Below are 19,972 nucleotides of genomic sequence, written 5' to 3'. Positions count from 1 at the left end.
TCACCTCCTTGGTCGTGTCTCCTGGACGGAGAGGCTGTCACTCTACCCCCGTGTCCGCCCTGTTCAGGAAGGACCCGACGACGTGGCGGAAGTGCTCCGGCTCCTCCGCCATCGGCAGGTGCGCGCTCTCCTCGAAGTGCACCCACTCGGCGCCCCGGATGCCGTCCGCCAGCGGGCGCACCACCGCCGGCGTGGTCACGTCGTGGCGTCCCGAGGCGAGAAGAACGGGCAGGTCGAGCTCACCGAGGCGCGGTGTGACGTCCCAGTCCCCGAGGCTGCCGGTGATGTTCCACTCCGGGCCACGCATGGCCTCGTAGATGTCCTCGCGCCAGTTGGTGAACGAGTGCATGAGGTGGCGGGGCCACGGGTCGAGCCGGCACAGCCACTGCCGGTAGAAGGCCATGGTGGCCTTCATGTAGGCGTCGTCGCCGGTGGTCCCGTCCCTCTCGTGCCGGTCGATGACGGCCTGCACGTCCGCGGGGAGCGACTCCTTCAGCCGGCGCGCCTCGGACTCGTGGAGACGGGCGCTGGCGAGGGGCCCGACGAGCACCAGGGACGCCAGGCCGGCGGGCCGGCTCAGCGCGTACTCCAGGGCGACCTGGGCGCCCCACGAGTGGCCGAGGAGGTGCACCCGGTCGAGGCCGAGTTCGCCGCGCACGGCGGCGATCTCCTCGACGAAGGTGTCCATCACCCAGACGTCGGGGTCGTCGGGGTGATCGGAGCGGCCGCAGCCGAGCTGGTCGTAGAAGACGACCGGGCGGTCGTTCTCGGCGGCCAGCGGTGCCAGGTCCAGCATGTAGTCGTGGGGGCAGCCCGGCCCGTCGTTGACCACGAGCAGCGCGGACCGCCCGGAGGACGCGGCGGGCCACCGGCCCACGATCCGGTACCACGTGCGGTACTCGCGGAACGGCACGGTGCCTTCCGTGACTGCCATGAGGCGCCTCCTCGAATTTCTTCTCCAGCGTCACCCCAGTCACTTCCCCCGGCACCTCGTGGTCAGCGCCCGGACACGGAGGCCCCCTCGCCGCCGGGCTCGCCCGACCCGCCGGACCCCGGTCCGCCGGACCCCGCCCCGCCGGGCCGCTCGCCGGACCCCGCCCCGCCGGGCCGCTCGCCGGTGACGGTGTCGAGGGCACGGGAGAGCCGGTCCAGCACCCGGGCCGTCTCCGCGAAACCCTCCTCGCCGAGCTCGGCGGCCAGCCGGGCCGCCAGGCCGGCATGGCCGGGGCCGATCTTCGCGATCGCGGCGCGGCCCTCCTCCGTGGGCGTGAGGAGCTTCGCGCGGCGGTGGGCCGGGTTCGTGGCGTACGCGGCCAGGCCCCGCTCCACCAGCAGGTCGGCGATCCGCTGCACGCTCTGGCGGGTGATGCCCATCGCGCGGGCGATCCCGGCGACGGGCAGCGGCTCGGTGAGTACGGCGCCGAGGACCTGCCACCGGGCGGCGGTGAGCCCGGCGGGACGGGCCAGCTCCTCGGACACGGCGAGGAACTGGCCGTTCAGCCGGAAGACGCCGAGCGCCGTCCGGCTGAGCAGCTCCTGCTCGTGGCGGCTCACGAGTTCAGCTCCTCGTAGGCCGCCGGGTCGGAGTCGTGGAACAGCCGGTACCAGGCGTCGAGCCGCGCACCCTCGAAGGCGCCCATCCGTCCGAGCACCTCGCGGGCGAACGCGACCGGTTCGGTGGGGCCGGCGGTGATCAGGTCCCCGTCCGTGACGGCGTCCGCGTCGACGTACCGCTCGCCGCCCTTGTAACCCGTGGCCGCGAGGTAGAACGACACGGCGCTGGTGTGGGCTCGGTCGTCGAGCAGCCCCTCACGGGCCAGCCCGGCGGTGGCGCCGCAGATGGCGGCGACCGGCACGCCCGCGTCGAGGAAGGCGCGGGCCTTCGCGGCGAAGGGGGCGAGGTCGTCGCCCTCGTCCCACTTGTCGCCGCCGGGGAGGATCAGCAGGGCGCTGTCCTCCGGCCGCAGGTCGGTGAGCGGGAGGTCGGGGGTGATGCGCAGTCCGCCGATGCTGGCGACGGGCTCGGCGGTCGGCCCGACGGTGCGGATCTCGTAACCCGCGCGGGCGAGCCACGCGGTGGCGTGGCCGGTCTCCCAGTCGGCCAGCGTGTCGTAGACGGCCAGGTGAACGACTCCGCGGGTGTTGCCGGTCATGGTTGCCTCCTGAGGCCCTCGTCTATGACAACAGACTGTCATTTCGACAGGATGCTGTCAATGGTCAGGGGGGGAGGACCAGGACCCCCGTCGGCCGCCCGGGCCCGACACCCTGCCGATCCATCACGCTTCCGCCATACAAGATGGCCATACCGGCACCCACCTGCGTCTCCTTACCCTGGCCCGCATGACCCCTCATGCCGATCCGCAGGCCGGCGCCGCCGTCAAGGCCGCCGACCGCGCGCACGTGTTCCACTCCTGGGCCGCCCAGGAACTGATCGACCCGCTCGCCGTCGCCGGCGCCGAGGGGGCGTACTTCTGGGACTACGACGGAAACCGCTACCTCGACTTCACCAGCGGCCTCGTCTACACCAACATCGGGTACCAGCACCCGGCGGTCGTCGCCGCGATCCAGGAACAGGCCGCGAAGCTGGCGACCTTCGCGCCCGCCTTCGCCGTCGACGTACGCTCCGAGGCCGCACGCCTCATCGCCGAGCGCACCCCCGGCGACCTCGACAAGATCTTCTTCACCAACGGTGGCGCCGAAGCAGTCGAGAACGCCGTCCGGATGGCCCGGCTGCACACCGGCCGCCCCAAGGTGCTCTCCGCCTACCGCTCGTACCACGGCGCCACGTCCACGGCGATCAACCTGACCGGCGACCCGCGGCGCTGGGCCTCCGACACCGCCTCCGCGGGCGTCGTCCACTTCTGGGCGCCGTTCCTCTACCGTTCGCCGTTCTACGCCACCACCGAGGCCGAGGAGTGCGAGCGGGCGCTCACCCACCTCGAGGACACCCTCACGTACGAGGGCCCGCACACCGTCGCCGCGATCGTCCTGGAGACCGTGCCCGGCACCGCCGGGATCATGACGCCGCCGCCCGGCTACCTCAAGGGCGTCCGCGAGATCTGCGACCGGCACGGCATCGTCTTCGTCCTCGACGAGGTCATGGCCGGCTTCGGGCGTACCGGCAGGTGGTTCGCCGCCGAGCACTTCGACGTCGTCCCCGACCTCCTCACCTTCGCCAAGGGCGTCACCTCCGGCTATGTGCCGCTGGGCGGCGTCGCCATCTCCGGCGCCGTCGCCGAGACGTTCGCCAGGCGGCCCTACCCGGGCGGCCTCACCTACTCCGGCCACCCCCTCGCCTGCGCCGCCGCCGTCGCCACCATCCGGGTCATGGCGGAGGAGAAGGTCGTGGAGCACGCCGCCCGCATCGGCGAGACCGTCCTCGGCCCCGGCCTCAGGGAGCTCGCCGAACGCCACCCCTCCGTCGGCGAGGTGCGCGGCCTGGGCGCCTTCTGGGCCCTGGAACTGGTCCGCGACCGGGAGACCCGTGAGCCGCTCGTGCCGTACAACGCGGCGGGCGAGGCGAACGCCCCCATGGCCGCCTTCGGCGCGGCCTGCAAGAAGAACGGCCTGTGGCCCTTCGTCAACATGAACCGGACCCACGCCGTACCCGCCTGCAACATCACCGAGGCGGAGGCCAAGGAGGGCCTCGCGGCGCTCGACGCGGCCCTCGCCGTCGCCGACGAGCACGCGACCGCGCACGGAGCGTAATCGTTCTGGGTGGCCCTCTCCGACTGGCTTATGGTGTCCGGAACCGGACGGAGGGGGCCACGAACCATGCCCGCGAGCGGAGCTGTGACCCGCAACACCCTGCGGCAGCAGATCGCGGACGCGCTGCGTGACGAGGTGCTCGCGGGGCGTCTCAAGCCCGGGCAGGAGTTCACCGTCAAGCAGATCGCCGAGCAGTACGGCGTCTCCGCGACGCCCGTGCGCGAGGCGCTCGTCGACCTGTCGGCGCATGGCCTGCTCGATTCCGACCAGCACAAAGGATTCCGCGTCCACCAGTTCTCGGTCGACGACTACCGCGGCATGGTCGAGGCCCGTTCGCTGATCGTCGACGGGATCTTCCGGCGGCTGTGCGACCGCACGGTCCAGCTCGTCGGCGCCCACGGGGCGCACGGCGCGCCGCTCCTTTCGGTACGGCGCCGCGCAGAGGAGGCCGCCCGCGCCGCGCGCGCCGGTGACCTCGACATCCTCATCGGTTACGACCTCAGATTCTGGCGCGAGCTCAGCGGCTTCGTCGCCAACCGTTACATCGCCGACTTCCTGCACCGGCTCCGCGTCCAGGCCTGGGTCTTCGCCGTTCCCCATCTGCGGACCGTCCGCGAGCCGGGCCAGTGGCTCTGGAGCGGACACGAGGAACTCGCCGACGCCGTCACCCTCGCCGACCCGGAGGCCGTGATGGCGGCCATCGACGCCTACAACGCGCACTCCTTGCGGTGGGCCGACCATCTGGAGCGACTTCAGCGGTGACCGACCTGACGGTAATCGTCCCCGCCTACAACGAGGAACAGCGCCTGCGGCCGACCCTCGACGCGATCCGGGCGCATCTGAACGCCGACCCGGGCCGCTGGGGCGAGTGGGAACTGATCGTCGTCGACGACGGTTCGACCGACGACACCGCGCGTGTCGCCCGCGAGGCCGCCGCCGAGGAGCCGCGCATCCACGTGCTGTCCGCGATGGCGAACCGCGGCAAGGGCCACGCCCTGCGGCTCGGGGTCCTCGCCTCGTACGGCAGCCGGGTCCTGCTCACCGACGCCGACCTCGCGACCCCGATCGAGGAACTCGACCGGCTCGACAAACAGCTCACCGCCGAGGGCACGGCGGCCGCGATCGGCTCCCGGGCCCACCCCGACGCCCGCATCGAGGTCCACCAGCGGCGCTCGCGCGAATGGCTCGGCCGGCTGGGCAACCGGTTCATACGGGCGGTCGCGCTGCCCGGCATCCGCGACACCCAGTGCGGCTTCAAGCTCCTCGACGGCGACCGGGCCCGGACCGCGTTCGCCGCCTCACGGCTCAACGGCTGGGGCATCGACGTCGAGATCCTCCGGTTCTTCCGGCGGGCGGGCTGGCCCGTGACCGAGGTGCCCGTGCGCTGGTCGCACCGGGACGGCTCCAAGGTCCGGCCCTTCGACTACGCCAGGATGCTCGGCGAACTCGCCCTGCTGCGGGCCCGGTCGGTGCGCCGCGCGGACCTCGCCGTCGTGGCACTCTTCACGCTCGCCTCCGTGCTCCTCTACAAGGGCCTGTGGAGCGATCTCGACCGGGCCTATCTCGCCGACGCCGGCCAGGACCAGAACCAGTGGGAATGGTTCTTCGCCGTCACCGCGGACAACATCGTCCATCTGGGCAACCCCCTCTTCACGACGGCGCAGAACTATCCGGACGGCGTGAACCTGATGGCCAACACCGTCATGCTCGGCATCTCCGTGCCGTTCACGCCGGTCACGCTCGCGCTCGGCCCGACGGTGACCTGGGCCCTGGTGCTGACCCTCGGCCTCACCGCCACTGCCTGCGGCTGGTACTGGCTGCTGGCCGGGCGGGTGGTGCACAACCGCTGGGCCGCCGCCGTGGGCGCCGGGCTCGCCGCCTACGCGCCGCCGATGATCTCCCACGGCAACGCCCACCCCAACTTCCTGCTGCTGTTCATGATGCCGGTCCTCATCGACCGGGCCCTGCGCCTGTGCGAGGGGCGCGCGGTGGTCAGGGACGGGGCGCTGCTCGGGCTCTTCGCCGCGTACCAGATCTTCCTCGGCGAGGAAGCGCTGCTGCTCGCCACGATGGGCATGCTGCTGTTCGCCCTCTCCTACGCGCTGTCGGGACGCGCCGGGCTCGCCGTCGCGCGGGCGGCGTGGCGGCCGCTGCTGAAGGGGACCGGCGTGGGGCTGGCGGTGTGCCTGCCGCTGATCGCCTTCCCGCTGTACTGGCAGTTCTTCGGCCCGCAGAGCTACCACAGCGTCCTGCACGGCGAGCACGCCAACAACAGCCCGCTCGCCTTCCTGGAGTTCGCCGGCCGCTCCCTCTTCGGCGACGAGGCGCGGGCCGACGCCCTCGCCCTCAACCGCACCGAGCAGAACGCCTTCTACGGCTGGCCGCTGGTCGCCCTGACCTTCGCGATCGCCGTACGCCTGTGGCGGCGTCCCCTGGTGAAGGCGCTCACGGCCACGGTGCTCGGCATGGCCCTGCTCTCCCTCGGCCGGGAGATCCGCATCCCGTTCACCGAGGTGATCCTGCCCGGTCCGTGGCTGCTGCTGGCCGAGCGGCCGCTGTTCGAGTCGGTCATCGAGTCCCGGGTGGCGATGGTCTGCGCGCCCGCCCTGGGAGCCCTGGTGGCGCTGGCGGTCGACCGGCTCGCGGCGTCCCGCTCACCGGCGAACCAGGCCGTCGGACTCGCGGCGGTCGCACTCGCGCTCATCCCGATCCTCCCCACGCCCTACCCGGTACGGGAACGGCCGGAGCTGCCGGGCTTCGTCGCGTACGGAGCCTGGCGCGACCACCTGGGGCCGGGGGAGTCGCTCGTGCCGATCCCGGTCCCCGACCCGGGCAGCGCGGACGCCCTGCACTGGCAGTCGGTCACCGGATTCGCCTTCCCGCTGCCCGGCGGATACTTCAACGGACCCTACGGGCCCGAGCGCACCGGTATCTACGGCGCTCCGCCCCGCCACACCTCGAACCTCCTTCGGGATGTCCGCTGGAGCGGCAACGTGCCCGCGATCGGCCCGGAGTGGCGGGCCCAGGCGAAGGCGGACCTCGCGTACTGGAAGGCGGGGGTGCTAATCCTGCCGCCGCAGGACAACGAGGCGGCGCTTTACGAGACCGTTTCCAAGCTCGTGGGCCGCGAGGGTGAGCGGATCGGCGGTGCGTGGGTATGGGATCTGCACTGAGTGCGCACGCGACACGCACGAGCCGCGCACGCGGCACGCACTGAGTACGCTGTCCCGGCTTTTCCCGACGATCCGACTCTAGGAGAGCGAGTCTCCCTTGGCCTGTGACCTGTGGTTGGTCCCCCTCGTCGATGTGCTGTGCCACAGCCCCGACAATCCCTTCGCGGAAGAGATCGCCGCCTACGACAAGGCCCTGACCGAATCCGGACTGCCCACCGTCCCCGTCTTCGCCTACATGCCGGGCCTGTCCGGCGACGTCGCACCGGTCGCCGGGTTCGACTACGACGCCCTGCACTTCCTTCGCCGCGCCTACCTGCTGCAGATCTGCGGCCTCGCCGTCACCCCGGTCGACGAACTGGGCGGCGACTACGAGCAGTTGCTGGAGATGTTCGAGTCGACGGCCCAGCAGTCGCACCTCGTCTGGCACTACGACCACGCGGGCGCCTACGTCCCGGTGGACTTTCCCACCCCGCTGTCCACCGAGGAACTCCTCGCCGGCGGCGGCCCGCTCGGCTCCGCGCAGGGGCTGCTGCGGGAGCTGGAGTACGTCGCCCCCTCCATCGGCATCGACCCGGCGAACCCGCCGGCCGCGCCACAGCCCCCCGAGCGCCCCACCTCACTGGAGGAGCCGGCGGGCCCCATTCCCTACGACGACAGTCCCTTCGCCCGCGAGCGGCACGTCTGGCTCGGCCTGCACGCCGCCGCCACCCGCAGCCTGGGCCAGGGTTCCATGATCATCTTCAGCTGACCGGACGCCCCGCGCTCCTCAGCGGGGCTCCGGAGGGCGCTGGCGGGGCATGTTCGGCCGGGTGCCCGGCGGAAGCGGGAAGCGCCCCGACGGCGGTGGGCCCTCCGGCCGCGGCGGGGACGTCAGGGACGACTGCATCACCATCGGCGCCGGCCCCGAGCGGAACTCCACCATCCAGTCCGCCGTCTCCGACCGCACCAGCTCCGCCACGTCCTCCGAGAACCGCCGCAGCACGCCCAGGCACCGCTCCGCCGCCTCGCTGGCCGTACCCTCGGTCGGCCCCAGCACCTCGCGGACGCTCTCCGACGCCCAGTCGAACTGCAGCGCCAGCAGTCGGCGCTGCACGGCCTGGGCCGTCGCCACATCCCTCATCCAGCCGGACGTCAGACCGAAGTACCGGTCGCAGGCCAGACAGGCGGCGGCCAGCAGCAGCGACACGTAACCCCAGCCCGCCGCGCCGTCCAGTGAGCCCGTCACGTCCAGCAGCGGCAGCGCGGCCCCGGTGATCACCCCGATCGCGGTGCACACGCGCAGCGCCCGCGCCCCGCGCCGCTTCCACACCCGGTCCAAGAGGTACCACTCGGTCGTGCGCAGGGCGTGGGTCTCGACCCACCGGTACAGCTCGTCCAGCCGCTCGGCCGGCTCGCCCCAGTCGCCGAGCGGGAACGGCCGCCCGGTCAGATCACCGCCGTACCGGTCATGGCTGTCGCCCTCCCCCCGGGCGGGGCCCCCGGGCTGCATCTCCGGCTGGCTCACCGGGGCACTCCTCTGCGCTCTGCGTGACATTGCGTGACGTGCGGTGATGTAGCGGTGCGCGCGTAGGTACAGCTACAGGTACTGGAGCGGTGCGCATGCCCTTCCTACCGCCGAATGGCGGGCCTCAGGCGCCGAATACCGGTATTTCCGCCCGCAAGGGGGGCTTGATCAGGAGGAGGGCGCGCCCGTTTACCACCCGGACGAGTGAAGACCTGCGGATGACGCGCCCCGCCCGGGGACCACGTAGGCTCGGCTTACCGAATACTCATCGTCGAAATGCCAGGAGTGAACCGTGATTCCCGGTGGCGGCCAGCCCAATATGCAGCAGATCCTCCAGCAGGCCCAGAAGATGCAGCAGGACCTCGCGCGCGCCCAGGAGGAGCTGGCGCGGACCGAGGTCGAGGGTCAGGCGGGTGGCGGCCTGGTGAAGGCCACGGTGACCGGCTCGGGCGAGCTCCGGGGCCTGGTCATCGACCCCAAGGCGGTGGACCCGGAGGACACCGAGACCCTCGCGGACCTCGTCGTCGCGGCGGTCCAGGCGGCGAACGAGAACGCGCAGGCCATCCAGCAGGCCAAGCTCGGTCCGCTCGCCCAGGGCCTGGGTGGCGGCATGCCGGGCCTCGGCTTCTGAACCGCTCCGGATCCCGGGGGACCGGCCGCGGCCCTTCTAACCCGTTGGCGCAGCAACTACCGTAAGCATCACAGCACTCCAGGAGAGGCGTTCCGTTGTACGAAGGCGTGGTTCAGGACCTCATCGACGAACTGGGCAGGCTGCCCGGCGTCGGGCCCAAGAGCGCCCAGCGGATCGCCTTCCACATCCTGCAGGCCGAGCCCACCGACGTCCGCCGCCTCGCCCATGCCCTCCTGGAGGTCAAGGACAAGGTGCGGTTCTGCGCGGTGTGCGGCAACGTCGCCCAGGAGGAGCGGTGCGGCATCTGCCGCGACCCCCGCCGCGACGACGCCGTCATCTGCGTCGTCGAGGAGCCGAAGGATGTCGTGGCGATCGAGCGGACGCGTGAGTTCCGCGGGCGGTACCACGTCCTGGGCGGCGCGATCAGCCCGATCGAGGGCGTCGGCCCCGACGACCTGCGGATCCGTGAGCTGCTGGCACGCCTCGCGGACGGCACGGTCACCGAGCTGATCCTGGCCACCGACCCGAACCTGGAGGGGGAGGCCACCGCGACGTACCTGGCGCGGATGGTCAAACCCATGGGCCTGAAGGTCACGCGCCTCGCCAGCGGACTTCCCGTTGGCGGAGACCTGGAATACGCCGACGAGGTCACGCTCGGGCGTGCGTTCGAAGGGAGACGACTCCTCGATGTCTGACGCCACACTGCACGCGCACTCGATGGACCCCGACAGCTTCGCGGTCCAGATCGCCGACTCGATCGAGTCCTTCATCGTCGCCACCACGGAAGTGGCCAAGGGCGACGAGCCCGACAGCGCCGTGCCCTTCCTGCTCCTGGAGGTCTCCCAGCTGCTGCTCACGGGGGGCCGGCTGGGCGCGCACGAGGACATCATCCCGGAGGAGCGGTACGAACCGGACACCGGTCCGGACGTGGACGTCGACGAGCTGCGTGAGCGGTTCGCCGTGATGCTCGACCCGGTGGACGTCTTCTCCGAGGTCTTCGACCCGTACGAGCCGCGCAAGGCGCCCGTGCCCTGCCGGATCTCCGACAACCTGGCCGACATCGTCATGGACCTGCGCCACGGCCTGGCCCACTACCGGGCGGGCCGCACCACCGAGGCGCTGTGGTGGTGGCAGTTCTCGTACTTCTCCAACTGGGGCCCGACGGCGTCCGCGACCCTGCGGGCCCTGCAGTCCCTGGTCTCCCACGTCCGCCTGGACCAGCCGCTCGCCGAGCTGGACGGGCTGGACACGGACGAGGACATGGCCGAGGACGCCCTGGCGGAGGAGGCGGGCCGGGTCATGGCCCGCGAGATCCTCGGCCCGCTGGGGATGCGTACCGCCCCATAGCCCGGTAGGGCACTGTCACCGGGCCCCGGCTCCCCAGGCCTCCCGGACCCGGCCGCGCAGCCAGCCGTGCGCCGGGTCCGCGTCGTTACGGGGGTGCCACGCCATGCCGAGCGCCAGCGGCGGCAGGTCCAGCGGGACCTCGAACGTCCGCAGGCCGAGCGCGTCCGGACAGTGCTCGGCGACCCCGGCCGGGCTCAGACAGACCAGATCGGCGTCCCGGCACAGGAACAGCGCCGCCGACCAGCTCGGCAGGACGGCCACGACACGGCGGCGCAGGCCCCGGGCGGCCAGGGCGTCGTCGACGGGTCCGCGCACCCGGCCCTGCCGGGAGACTCCGATGTGGTCCGCCGCGGCGAAGGCCCGGGCGGTGACCGTCGCGCGGGCCGCGAGCGGATGCTCCGGCCGTACGACCCCCACGAGCCGGGTCCCGCCCAGAGCTTCCACCCGGGTCTCCGGGTCGGCGTGCCCGATCACCCCGATCTCCAGGTCGAGCCGCCCGTCGCGCAGGGCGGACGTGCCCTCCAGGCTCTCGGGGAGGAACCGCAGGGTGACCCCGGGGGCCTCGCGGGAGACCGCGGAGATCAGCCGGGCCGCGAGCCCGGCGAGCACCACGTCGCTCGCCTGGACGGTGAATTCCCTGGTCAGCGCGGCGGGGTCGGCGGCGGGGCCGGGGGCCAGCAGGCCGCGGGCCTGCCGCACCACGGCGTGGACGCGCGGGCGCAGTTCCACGGCCCGCGGGGTCGGCACCATGTTCCGGCCGGCCCGGACGAGCACGGGGTCCCCCAGGGCGGCACGGATGCGGCCGAGGGTGCGGCTCATGGCGGGCGCGGAGACGTGCAGCCGCTCGGCGGCGCCGGTGACGCTCTCCTCCTCCAGCAGGGCGTCGAGCGCGACGAGCAGGTTCAGATCGAGCGCTTCCACGGTGTGACTCCCCTCACGGCCCGGCCCGCCGGTCTCTGCCGTGGCCACCCTCTTTGATCTGTGTGCAATGACTCCTTGCCAGGATTGCACTGGAGTCAATGGCATGCGGACCGGAGCCTGAGTCCATGACCGAGACAAGAGATGTCCTCGCGGTCGTGAGCCAGAGCGGCCCGACCGTCACGTTCTTCGACGCGGCCACGTACCGGCGGCTCGGGGTGCTCGAAGTGCCCGGCGAGCCACACGAGTTGTGCTTCGACCCCGCCAGGCGGCTGCTGTACTGCACCGTCACCTACCGCTCCGGCTACTACCACGCCAACGGCGGCCGGGCCCACGAGCTGGTGGTCGTCGACCCCGACGAGCGGCGTGTGGTGGACGTCGTCGACCTGCGGCCCGAAGTGGCGCCGCACGGCGTCGCCCTGGATCCGTCGGGTGCGCTGCTGTGGCTGAGCGTCGAGGCCCACGGCGACCAGGAGGGTGCCCTGCTCGCGCTGGACGCGGACTCCCGCAGGCCGGTGCGCCGGATCCCGGTGGGCGCGCCGGGGCCGCACTGGTTCACCCTCACTCCCGACGGGCGGCGCGCGTACACCGCGAACAAGGAGGCGCCGTTCGTCTCCGTGGTGGACGTGGAGTCGGGCACACCCGTCGGCCGTGTTGAACTCCCGGGCGGCAGCGAGGGAATTGCCGTCTCGGGCGACGGCCGGCGGGTCTATGTCGCCGGGCCGAAGGGCGACTTCGGCGCCGGGCCGGTGTGCGGGGCGGGCGTCCGCGTCGTCGACACGGCGAGCGGGACCGTCGTCCGCACGCTGCCGACGGAGGGAGTCGTCTTCCCGGTCCATGTCACCGCCTCCGGGCTGCTGTTGGCGGGAGAGCTGCGGATGGCGGCCGGTCGATCGGCGCTGGGCGCCCAGGAGCCGGGGCTGCTGCACGTGTACGACGCGGACGGCGAGGAACGGGCCCGGCTGGAGGTCGGCCGCTTCCCCCTCACGATCACCTCGTCCCCGGACGGCCGGTACGGCTATGTCGCCGCCGTCTCCTCCAGCACGGTGACGGTGGTCGACCTGGTGGAGCCGGCGGTGGTCCGGACGCTGCAGGTGGACCGGGCCGGTGAGCCCGGGGCCCACGGCCTGGCCTACATCCCGGGCGGCTCCCGGGCGCGGCGGGGAGGCGCTGGTCCCGGCGAGGGCGCAGGCGAGTGACCGGTGGGCGAACCGTCGGGTGACCGGGCGTGTCACCGGGCGTGTGACCGGGTGCGTGACTGGGCGAGTGACCCGGCACACATTGCGCGTACCGCGCCCGGCGGCGGGCATGTGCCAGTCCGAGCGGCTGGGAACGCACCGGTGCTTGATCACTGGGTGAGCGGGACATCTCATCATGTGATATGGAAAGGGCGATTCCCGGCCGCTCGTTAGACTGAGCCGACCGCAAACGGACTGAGCGAGGAGCGCACGTGGGCCTTGTCGTGCAGAAGTACGGAGGCTCCTCCGTTGCCGATGCCGAGGGCATCAAGCGCGTCGCCAAGCGAATCGTCGATGCCAAGAGGAACGGCCACCAGGTGGTCGTCGTGGTTTCGGCGATGGGCGACACGACGGACGAGTTGATCGATCTCGCCGAGCAGGTATCCCCGATCCCTGCAGGGCGTGAGTTCGACATGCTGCTGACCGCCGGAGAGCGGATCTCCATGGCCCTGCTGGCCATGGCGATCAAAAACCTGGGCCACGAGGCGCAGTCGTTCACGGGCAGCCAGGCGGGCGTCATCACCGACTCCGTCCACAACAAGGCGCGCATCATCGATGTCACGCCGGGCCGGATCCGTACGGCGCTAGACGAGGGCAACATCGCCATCGTCGCCGGGTTCCAGGGTGTGTCCCAGGACAAGAAGGACATCACCACTCTCGGTCGCGGCGGATCGGACACGACCGCCGTCGCGCTCGCCGCGGCGCTCGACGCCGAGGTCTGTGAGATCTACACCGACGTCGACGGTGTCTTCACCGCCGACCCCCGGGTCGTGAAGAAGGCCCGGAAGATCGACTGGATCTCCTTCGAGGACATGCTGGAGCTCGCCAGCTCCGGCTCCAAGGTGCTGCTGCACCGCTGCGTCGAGTACGCACGCCGTTACAACATCCCGATCCACGTGCGGTCCTCCTTCTCGGGGCTCCAGGGCACGTGGGTCAGCAACGAACCGCGAGGGGACCGCAAGATGGAGCAGGCCATCATCTCCGGTGTCGCCCACGACACGTCCGAGGCGAAGATCACCGTCGTCGGAGTCCCGGACAAGCCGGGTGAGGCCGCCGCGATCTTCCGCACCATCGCGGACAACGAGATCAACATCGACATGGTGGTGCAGAACGTCTCCGCCGCGTCGACCGGTCTGACCGACATCTCCTTCACGCTGCCCAAGGCGGAGGGCCGCAAGGCCATCGACGCCCTGGAGAAGCGGAAGCAGCTCATCGGCTTCGAGTCGCTGCGCTACGACGACCAGATCGCCAAGATCTCGCTCGTCGGCGCCGGTATGAAGACCAACCCGGGCGTCACCGCCGGCTTCTTCGAGGCGCTCTCGGACGCGGGTGTGAACATCGAGCTGATCTCCACCTCCGAGATCCGCATCTCGGTGGTCACCCGTGCCGACGACGTCAACGAGGCCGTCCGCGCCGTCCACACCGCCTTCGGCCTGGACAGCGACTCCGACGAGGCCGTCGTCTACGGAGGCACCGGCCGGTGACACGATGAACCGCAAGCCGACGCTCGCGGTCGTCGGGGCGACCGGAGCCGTCGGTGCGGTGATGCTCCAGATCCTGTCGCAGCACGCCGACGTCTGGGGTGACATTCGCCTGATCGCCTCGCCGCGCTCGGCCGGCCGCAAGCTGGCCGTGCGCGGCGAGGAGGTCGAAGTCCTCGCGCTCGGCGAGGAACCACTGGAGGGCGCCGATGTGGCGCTCTTCCTCGTGCCCGAGGAGGTCGCCGCCCAGTGGGCGCCGATCGCCGCCGCCAAGGGCGCCGTCGTGGTGGACGCCTCACCGGCGTTCCGGACGGATCCGGACGTGCCGCTGGTCGTTCCCGAGATCAACCCCCATGCCGTGCGGGTGCGCCCGCGCGGCATCGTCGCGAGCCCGGGCTGCACCACGCTCGCGCTGATCGTGGCGGTGGGCGCGCTGCACGCCGAGTTCGGCGTGAGCGAGCTGGTGGTCTCCGCGTACCAGGCCGTCAGCGCCGCCGGCCAGGCCGGTGTCGACGCGCTGCGCGAGCAGCTGTCGCTGGTCGCGGGCACGGAACTGGGTTCCGGGCCCGGCGATGTGCGCCGGGCCGTCGGTGACGACACCGGACCGTTCGCCGCGCCGCTGGCGCTGAACGTGGTGCCGTGGTCCGGTTCGCTCCGGGAGGGCGGCTGGTCCTCGGAGGAGCTGCGCGTCCGCGACGAGGCCCGCAAGATCCTCTGCCTGCCGGAGCTCCGGGTGTCGGCGACCTGTGTGCACGTCCCGGTGGTGACCACGCACTCGGTCTCGGTCCACGCGCGGTTCGAGAACCAGGTGACGGTCGCTCGGGCGCACGAGATCCTGGCGACCTCGCCCGGTGTGGTGCTCTATGACGACCCCGCCGCCGGGGACTTCCCGACACCCGCCGACGTGGTCGGCACCGATCCGACGTGGGTCGGGCGGGTGCGCCGCTCGCTGGACGACGACCGGGCCCTGGAACTGTTCGTCTGTGGCGACAATCTGCGCAAAGGTGCCGCATTGAACACCGCGCAGATTGCGGAGGCGATCGCTGCCGAATTCACGGTGGACTGATCGTCCGGCCTTTGTAGGATCTGTGAACACCCTGTGAGCAAGTTGCCGGTCCTGGTCACTTGAACTGGGGTGATGGCATGTTCGACGATGCTTTTCCCTCTTGCCGCAACCGGCGGTCGGGCGGGGAGCGTCTATGCGGTCGCCCCTTTGTGCTGCCGCCAATCGGGGCACTTGGGAAGAGCGGGTACGCATGAGGGCAAACGACGCACCGTCAAAAGCGGTGGCGTGCGCGTACAACCCTGACGGGGGGAAGCGTGTCCAACAGGCGTGGCAGAGGTACTCGACATCACAGCGGTGGCCCCGCTCCGCGGCGCCGGCACGGTGCGCCCGCTCCGGCGGCGGCCCCGTCGGCCCGGCGGCATGCCGGTGATCGCTCCCATGCCCGCCGCACGCCCCACCCGCATCCCGTCGCAGGCCTCGCCCGAGTCCGCCGCCCAGGTGTCCCAGCCGGCACAGCGTGCGGACGCTGAAGGCGCGATGACCGCGGGGACCACCGTCGATCACCTCACGGAGACCTACCGCGCCCACTACCGGTCGCTGCTCGGTCTGGCCGCGCTGCTGCTGGACGACACCGCCTCGTGCGAGGACGTCGTCCAGGAGGCGTTCATCCGCGTGCACTCCGCGCGCAGCCGGGTCCGCGACCGTGAGAAGACCCTGGCGTATCTGCGTCAGACCGTGGTCAATCTGTCCCGTTCCGCCCTGCGCCGCCGCATACTCGGACTGAAGCTGCTCTCCAAGCCGATGCCCGACATGGCGAGCGCGGAGGAGGGGGCGTACGACCAGCTGGAGCGCGACGCCCTGATCAAGGCCATGCGCGGACTTCAGCGCCGCCAGCGCGAAGTCCTGGTCCTGCGGTACTTCGCGGACATGACGGAGGCCCAGGTCGCCGAGACCCTCGGTATATCGCTGGGCTCGGTGAAGGCGTACGGCTCACGTGGCATCGCGGCGCTGCGCGTCGCCATGGAGGCCACCGCATGAGCGAGCACGACAAGCACAAGCACGAGCACGCGCACGACAAGCACGAGCACGACCAGCACGAGCGCGAGTTTGAGCAGTACGGGCCGGACGGGCCGTTGAACGACCGGACTGGGAACGGAATTGTGAACAACGGGCCGGAAAACGATCTCGGCGGCCTCGGTGGTGCCCTCGGCGGCCACGAGGGATCCGACGTCGACGAACTGGCACTGCGACGCATGTTCCAGGGCGCGGTGGAGGGCCTGGAGCCCTCCGACGGCGCGCTCGACCACCTGCGCAGAGCGGTGCCCGCGCGGCGGGCGCGCAAGCGTCAGGCATTCGTCGGCATGGCCGCCGCGGCGCTGCTGTTCGGCACGGCGATCCCCGCGTTCGTCCATGTCGCGAGCTCCGACGGCGCCTCCGAGGCCAACCCGGTCAACGCCGGGCACGGCGAGCAGGTCCAGGGCGGCACCGGCGAGGAGACCGGCGGCGAGGGCGCCGAGGCGGACCCCGACAGCCCGGCCGACAGCCACGGCAAGGGCCCCGGCGGAGCCGGCAAGGACCCCTCGCAGAAGCCGCAGGAGTCCGTCTCCGGCACCTCCGACGGCACCGTCGGCGCCACGGCGAACCCGACGAACTCGGTGCCGCCGAGCATCCCGGTCTGTGAGGCCGGCCAGCTCGGTGTCGCCGCCGCCGACACGGCACAGCCCGACCCCGAGGGGAAGGTGTACGGCACCTTCCGCATCGCCAACACCTCCGGAACCGACTGCGCCGTGGGCGGTGACGGCACCGTCACCTTCCAGGCCAGGGGCGCTGCGGACGCCGCCAAGATCTCCGTCGTCGCGCACACCGCGGGGGACGCGGCGCCGGGCCTGCCGGACCCGTCGCAGGAGCCCGAGGCCGTGGTCCTGAAGCCGTCGGCGGCGTACGAGGTGAAGTTCGCCTGGGTGCCGTCGGAGACGTGCCCCACGACGACCAACCCCTCGCCCGACCCGACGCCCACCGACGCCACCGCCTCCACCACCGGCTCCGCCGGCACAGGGCAGGCGGACACCCAGGCCCAGCTCGCCACGGAAGACACCCCGGCGGACGGCAGTGTCGCGGTCGCCCACGCGGCGGCCCCGGGCACCCCCACCGCGGAGACCACCATCTCCGGCGCGTGCGCGGGCACGATCTACCACACGGGCGCACTGCCCGCGGAGTGATCATCGCCCCGGCCGGGCCGCCCCTGGGCCGGCCCGGCGGGCGTCAGGAGGACGAGGGAGCCGGGGTCTCGGGAGCGGAGAGGCCCAGCGCCTCGTCCTTCGCCGCCTCCGCCTCGCGGCGGAACAGCCGGAACCACATGAACAGAACGAAGCCCACGAAGGCGAACCACTCGCCCGTGTAGCCCAGGTTCTGGAACGCCTTCAGGTCCAGCCCGCTGCCCTCCGGTGCCGCCGCAGGGACCGCCTTCAGGCCGGCAGGAGCGTCCGTGAGGGTGATCCACGCGTCATAGACGTCGTCCGGCACCACGTTCACCAGGGACGCCGCGCTGATCATGCCGATCTGGCCCGGCGGCAGACCGCCGCCGGCCCGGACGCCCGGCGAGCCCGAGTTCTCGGACGCCTGCAGCGCCCCGGTCACCGTCACCTCACCCGCCGGTGCGGCCGGGGCCCGGCCGCCCTCGGGCAGCCAGCCCCGCACCACCGGCAGCGTCCTGCCGCCGTCCGTGCGCAGCAGCGTCAGCACGTACGAACCGGTCCTGCCGTCGAGCTCCCGGCCCGGGACCAGGAACTGCTTCCCGTACCGCCCGGTCGCCGTGGCATGGCGCCCCGACGTCTCCTTGTCCACGGGCAGCAGCCCGGCCAGTGGCTCGGCCTTCAGGGAGCCGGGGTCCGGCCGCCGCTCCGCCTCCTGGTGCGAGTCGACGCGGTCCTCGAACCTGCCGAGCTGCCACGTCCCCATGAAGACGCAGAAGGGGATCGCCAGCACGACGAAGATGTTGATCCCCCACCAGCGGGGGGTCGTCAGGAACCGGTACACACCACCACGGTACGGAACGCGCTCACCCCGCTTCCGGCCGGGTCCCCAGGTGACGGGCCGCGAAGGCCAGCTCCAGCCGCACCTGCTTGATCCGCTCCTCCACCACGAGCGAGCCGTGCCCGGCGTCGTACCGGTACACCTCGTGCACGGCGCCCCGCTCCGCGAGCCGGTCCACATAGTTCTCCACCTGGCGGATCGGGCAGCGCGGGTCGTTCACCCCGGCCGAGATGTACACCGGCGCCCTCACCGCGTCCACGTACGTCAGCGGCGACGACGCCTCGAACCGGTCGGGCACCTCCTCCGGCGACCCACCCATCAGGGTGCGGTCCAGCGCCTTCAGCGCCTCCATCTCGTCGTGGTACGCCGTGACGTAGTCCGCGACCGGCACCGCGGCCAGGCCCAGCGCCCAGGCCTCCGGCTGCGTCCCGAGCCCGAGCAGCGTCAGATAGCCGCCCCACGAGCCGCCCGTCAGGACCAGCCTCGCCGGGTCGGCCAGGCCCGAGGCGACCGCCCACTCGCGGACCGCGGCGATGTCCTCCAGCTCGATCAGCCCGACCCGGTGCTTCAGCGCGTCCGTCCACTCCCGGCCGTACCCGGTGGAGCCGCGGTAGTTGACCCGCACCACCGCGTACCCGTGGTCCACCCAGGCGGCCGGGCCCGCGGCGTACGCGTCGCTGTCGTGCCAGGCCGGGCCGCCGTGGATGTCGAAGACGGTCGGCAGCGGACCGGTCGTGCCGGCCGGGCGCTGCACCAGTGCGTGGATCCGGCCGCCCGGCCCCTCCACCCACACGTCCTCCACCGGAACCGACGCGGGCGCTTTCATCCCCGGCGGGTCGAGGACCACACCACCCGCGGTCGACCGCACCGCCGGCGGCAGGGCGGCCGACGACCACAGGTACTCCACCGTCCCGTCCGGCCGCGCCGTCGCACCCGACACCGACCCGGCCGGCGTCGCCACCCGCACCAGCTCGCGGGTGGCGATCTCGTACCGCCACAGCTCGCCGCGTGCCTCGAAGCTGTGCTCGATCAGCAGGCCCGAGCCGTCCGGATACCACTCGGCCGAGACATCACCCGGCAGGTCCAGTCCCAGATCAGTCTCCTCGCCCGACGCCACGTCCCACAGCATCGGCTCCCAGCGGCCGCGCCGCTGGTGCCCCACGAGCAGCCTGGTGTCCCCGTCCACCGGCGCGAAGCCCAGCACGGCGAGCCCCAGCTCCTTGGTGCCGCCCTTGGTGTCGTCCAGCTCCGCCACCACGGCACCGTCGAGCCGCACCACCCGCAGCGCCGAGTGCATCGCGTCGCCGTGCTCGGTGTGCTCGATCGCGATCAGCGTGCCGTCGTGCGAGAGGTCACCCACCCCGGCCGACTCCCGGTGGCGGTAGATCTCCACCGGCATCCGCCCCGGCCGCACGACATGGATCGTCGACCCGTCCTCGTCCGTGGACCGCCCGACCACGGACGTGCCGTCCCGGCCGATCGCCAGTCCCGCCGGGTACGACGGCTCCAGCCCGGCCGCCGCCGGCTCGTCCGTCCCGCCGCCGAACGGCTGCCGCATCCAGACCCCGAACTCGTCCCCGTCGGTGTCCGCGAACCACCAGATCCACTCGCCGTCCGGCGACAGCGTCCCGTCCGTCGTCCCGTTCGGCCGGTCGGTGACCTGCCGCTGCTCGCCGCTGTCCCGGTCCCACGCGTACAGCTCGTACGTCCCGGTGGCATTGGACACGAACAGCGAGCGGGCGGGGGCGTCCAGCGCCCAGTCGGGCAGCGACACCCGGGGTGCCCGGAAGCGCTTCTCCCAGTCCGGCACGGCGGAGGCGTCGGTGGTCGTGCCGGCGGCGTCGGTCGGCGCGGTGGCGTCAGTCGGTGCAGTCATGCCCCCATGAAACCCGATGTCCGTGACAATCCGTTCGCGTCGTCCGCAGCCTGTGGA

General features: G+C 72.1%; 18 protein-coding genes and 1 pseudogene. 12 read left to right on the top strand and 7 right to left on the bottom strand.

All coding sequences use genetic code 11. The features are described 5' to 3' along the window. Positions 1-37: 37 nt before the first annotated feature. The 3 genes and pseudogenes from ACY34K_RS19005 to ACY34K_RS18995 all read right to left on the bottom strand — a co-directional run bounded on the left by ACY34K_RS19005 (position 38) and on the right by ACY34K_RS18995 (position 2,153). A complete protein-coding gene (locus ACY34K_RS19005) occupies positions 38-934 on the bottom strand; it encodes a proline iminopeptidase-family hydrolase (RefSeq protein ID WP_462748543.1) in 897 nt (298 codons plus the stop codon). 182 nt (positions 935-1,116) lie between these two features. Beyond that, positions 1,117-1,554, bottom strand: a pseudogene (locus ACY34K_RS19000) (MarR family winged helix-turn-helix transcriptional regulator); the annotation flags it as partial. After that, positions 1,551-2,153, bottom strand: a complete 603-nt coding sequence (locus ACY34K_RS18995) for a DJ-1/PfpI family protein (protein WP_462748542.1) — start codon at positions 2,151-2,153, stop codon at positions 1,551-1,553. The pseudogene ACY34K_RS19000 and the gene ACY34K_RS18995, both read right to left, overlap by 4 nt. A gap of 187 nt (positions 2,154-2,340) precedes the next feature. Between ACY34K_RS18995 and ACY34K_RS18990 the strand changes: the two genes are divergently transcribed. The 4 genes from ACY34K_RS18990 to ACY34K_RS18975 all read left to right on the top strand — a co-directional run bounded on the left by ACY34K_RS18990 (position 2,341) and on the right by ACY34K_RS18975 (position 7,629). Continuing rightward, positions 2,341-3,708, top strand: coding sequence for an aminotransferase class III-fold pyridoxal phosphate-dependent enzyme (locus ACY34K_RS18990; RefSeq protein WP_462748541.1), 1,368 nt, complete (start codon positions 2,341-2,343; stop codon positions 3,706-3,708). 66 nt (positions 3,709-3,774) lie between these two features. After that, the gene (locus ACY34K_RS18985) at positions 3,775-4,470 is read left to right on the top strand and encodes a GntR family transcriptional regulator (RefSeq protein ID WP_462748539.1); all 696 of its coding nucleotides are present in this window, start codon (positions 3,775-3,777) and stop codon (positions 4,468-4,470) included. Further along, positions 4,467-6,881, top strand: a complete 2,415-nt coding sequence (locus tag ACY34K_RS18980) for a dolichyl-phosphate beta-glucosyltransferase (protein ID WP_462748536.1) — start codon at positions 4,467-4,469, stop codon at positions 6,879-6,881. The genes ACY34K_RS18985 and ACY34K_RS18980 overlap by 4 nt, the downstream gene beginning before the upstream one ends. Before the next feature lie 97 nt (positions 6,882-6,978). Next, positions 6,979-7,629 (top strand): hypothetical protein, encoded by a 651-nt coding sequence (locus tag ACY34K_RS18975; RefSeq protein ID WP_462748534.1) that lies wholly within the window; start codon positions 6,979-6,981, stop codon positions 7,627-7,629. A gap of 18 nt (positions 7,630-7,647) precedes the next feature. On the opposite strand, the gene ACY34K_RS18970 is transcribed toward ACY34K_RS18975, so the two are convergent. After that, positions 7,648-8,385 (bottom strand): SLATT domain-containing protein, encoded by a 738-nt coding sequence (locus ACY34K_RS18970; protein WP_462748532.1) that lies wholly within the window; start codon positions 8,383-8,385, stop codon positions 7,648-7,650. Between the two features lie 292 nt (positions 8,386-8,677). On the opposite strand from ACY34K_RS18970, the gene ACY34K_RS18965 reads away from it, so the two are divergent. From ACY34K_RS18965 to ACY34K_RS18955, 3 genes are all read left to right on the top strand, one after another. Next, entirely contained in the window at positions 8,678-9,016 is a 339-nt protein-coding gene (locus ACY34K_RS18965) for a YbaB/EbfC family nucleoid-associated protein (RefSeq protein ID WP_462748531.1), read from the top strand. 95 nt (positions 9,017-9,111) lie between these two features. Further along, positions 9,112-9,711 (top strand): recombination mediator RecR, encoded by a 600-nt coding sequence (recR, locus tag ACY34K_RS18960; protein WP_189549944.1) that lies wholly within the window; start codon positions 9,112-9,114, stop codon positions 9,709-9,711. Beyond that, on the top strand, positions 9,704-10,363 hold the full coding sequence (locus ACY34K_RS18955) for a DUF5063 domain-containing protein (RefSeq protein ID WP_462748530.1): 660 nt from the start codon (positions 9,704-9,706) through the stop codon (positions 10,361-10,363). The genes recR and ACY34K_RS18955 overlap by 8 nt, the downstream gene beginning before the upstream one ends. A gap of 15 nt (positions 10,364-10,378) precedes the next feature. Here the strand turns inward: ACY34K_RS18955 and ACY34K_RS18950 are convergent, their stop codons facing one another. Next, complete coding sequence (locus ACY34K_RS18950) at positions 10,379-11,284, bottom strand: LysR family transcriptional regulator (protein WP_462748528.1); 906 nt, start codon at positions 11,282-11,284, stop codon at positions 10,379-10,381. A 125-nt stretch (positions 11,285-11,409) separates the two neighbouring features. On the opposite strand from ACY34K_RS18950, the gene ACY34K_RS18945 reads away from it, so the two are divergent. From ACY34K_RS18945 to ACY34K_RS18925, 5 genes are all read left to right on the top strand, one after another. Continuing rightward, positions 11,410-12,480, top strand: coding sequence for a YncE family protein (locus ACY34K_RS18945; RefSeq protein WP_462748526.1), 1,071 nt, complete (start codon positions 11,410-11,412; stop codon positions 12,478-12,480). A gap of 251 nt (positions 12,481-12,731) precedes the next feature. After that, a complete protein-coding gene (locus tag ACY34K_RS18940; protein ID WP_462748524.1) occupies positions 12,732-14,003 on the top strand; it encodes an aspartate kinase in 1,272 nt (423 codons plus the stop codon). 4 nt (positions 14,004-14,007) lie between these two features. Then, positions 14,008-15,066 (top strand): aspartate-semialdehyde dehydrogenase, encoded by a 1,059-nt coding sequence (locus ACY34K_RS18935; RefSeq protein ID WP_462748522.1) that lies wholly within the window; start codon positions 14,008-14,010, stop codon positions 15,064-15,066. Between the two features lie 267 nt (positions 15,067-15,333). Further along, on the top strand, positions 15,334-16,044 hold the full coding sequence (locus ACY34K_RS18930; RefSeq protein WP_462748521.1) for a SigE family RNA polymerase sigma factor: 711 nt from the start codon (positions 15,334-15,336) through the stop codon (positions 16,042-16,044). Then, a complete protein-coding gene (locus ACY34K_RS18925; RefSeq protein ID WP_462748519.1) occupies positions 16,041-17,225 on the top strand; it encodes a hypothetical protein in 1,185 nt (394 codons plus the stop codon). Before ACY34K_RS18930 ends, ACY34K_RS18925 begins: the two co-directional genes overlap by 4 nt. Before the next feature lie 43 nt (positions 17,226-17,268). Here the strand turns inward: ACY34K_RS18925 and ACY34K_RS18920 are convergent, their stop codons facing one another. Next, entirely contained in the window at positions 17,269-18,042 is a 774-nt protein-coding gene (locus ACY34K_RS18920; RefSeq protein ID WP_462748517.1) for an SURF1 family protein, read from the bottom strand. Positions 18,043-18,064: 22 nt separating this feature from the next. After that, positions 18,065-19,915 (bottom strand): S9 family peptidase, encoded by a 1,851-nt coding sequence (locus ACY34K_RS18915; RefSeq protein ID WP_462748515.1) that lies wholly within the window; start codon positions 19,913-19,915, stop codon positions 18,065-18,067. Between the last annotated feature and the right edge of the window lie 57 nt (positions 19,916-19,972).

It is taken from the genome of Streptomyces sp. STAM6 (assembly GCF_054963715.1).
This window is presented reverse-complemented; position numbering and strand designations above follow the sequence as displayed.

Excerpts from the sequence above, each read along its gene's own strand:
- ACY34K_RS19005 (WP_462748543.1), bottom strand. The coding sequence starts at position 934 with ATGGCAGTCACGGAAGGCACCGTGCCGTTCCGCGAGTACCGCACGTGG.
- ACY34K_RS18995 (WP_462748542.1), bottom strand. The coding sequence starts at position 2,153 with ATGACCGGCAACACCCGCGGAGTCGTTCACCTGGCCGTCTACGACACG.
- ACY34K_RS18990 (WP_462748541.1), top strand. The coding sequence starts at position 2,341 with ATGACCCCTCATGCCGATCCGCAGGCCGGCGCCGCCGTCAAGGCCGCC.
- ACY34K_RS18985 (WP_462748539.1), top strand. The coding sequence starts at position 3,775 with ATGCCCGCGAGCGGAGCTGTGACCCGCAACACCCTGCGGCAGCAGATC.
- ACY34K_RS18955 (WP_462748530.1), top strand. The coding sequence starts at position 9,704 with ATGTCTGACGCCACACTGCACGCGCACTCGATGGACCCCGACAGCTTC.
- ACY34K_RS18945 (WP_462748526.1), top strand. The coding sequence starts at position 11,410 with ATGACCGAGACAAGAGATGTCCTCGCGGTCGTGAGCCAGAGCGGCCCG.
- ACY34K_RS18935 (WP_462748522.1), top strand. The coding sequence starts at position 14,008 with ATGAACCGCAAGCCGACGCTCGCGGTCGTCGGGGCGACCGGAGCCGTC.
- ACY34K_RS18925 (WP_462748519.1), top strand. The coding sequence starts at position 16,041 with ATGAGCGAGCACGACAAGCACAAGCACGAGCACGCGCACGACAAGCAC.
- ACY34K_RS18915 (WP_462748515.1), bottom strand. The coding sequence starts at position 19,915 with ATGACTGCACCGACTGACGCCACCGCGCCGACCGACGCCGCCGGCACG.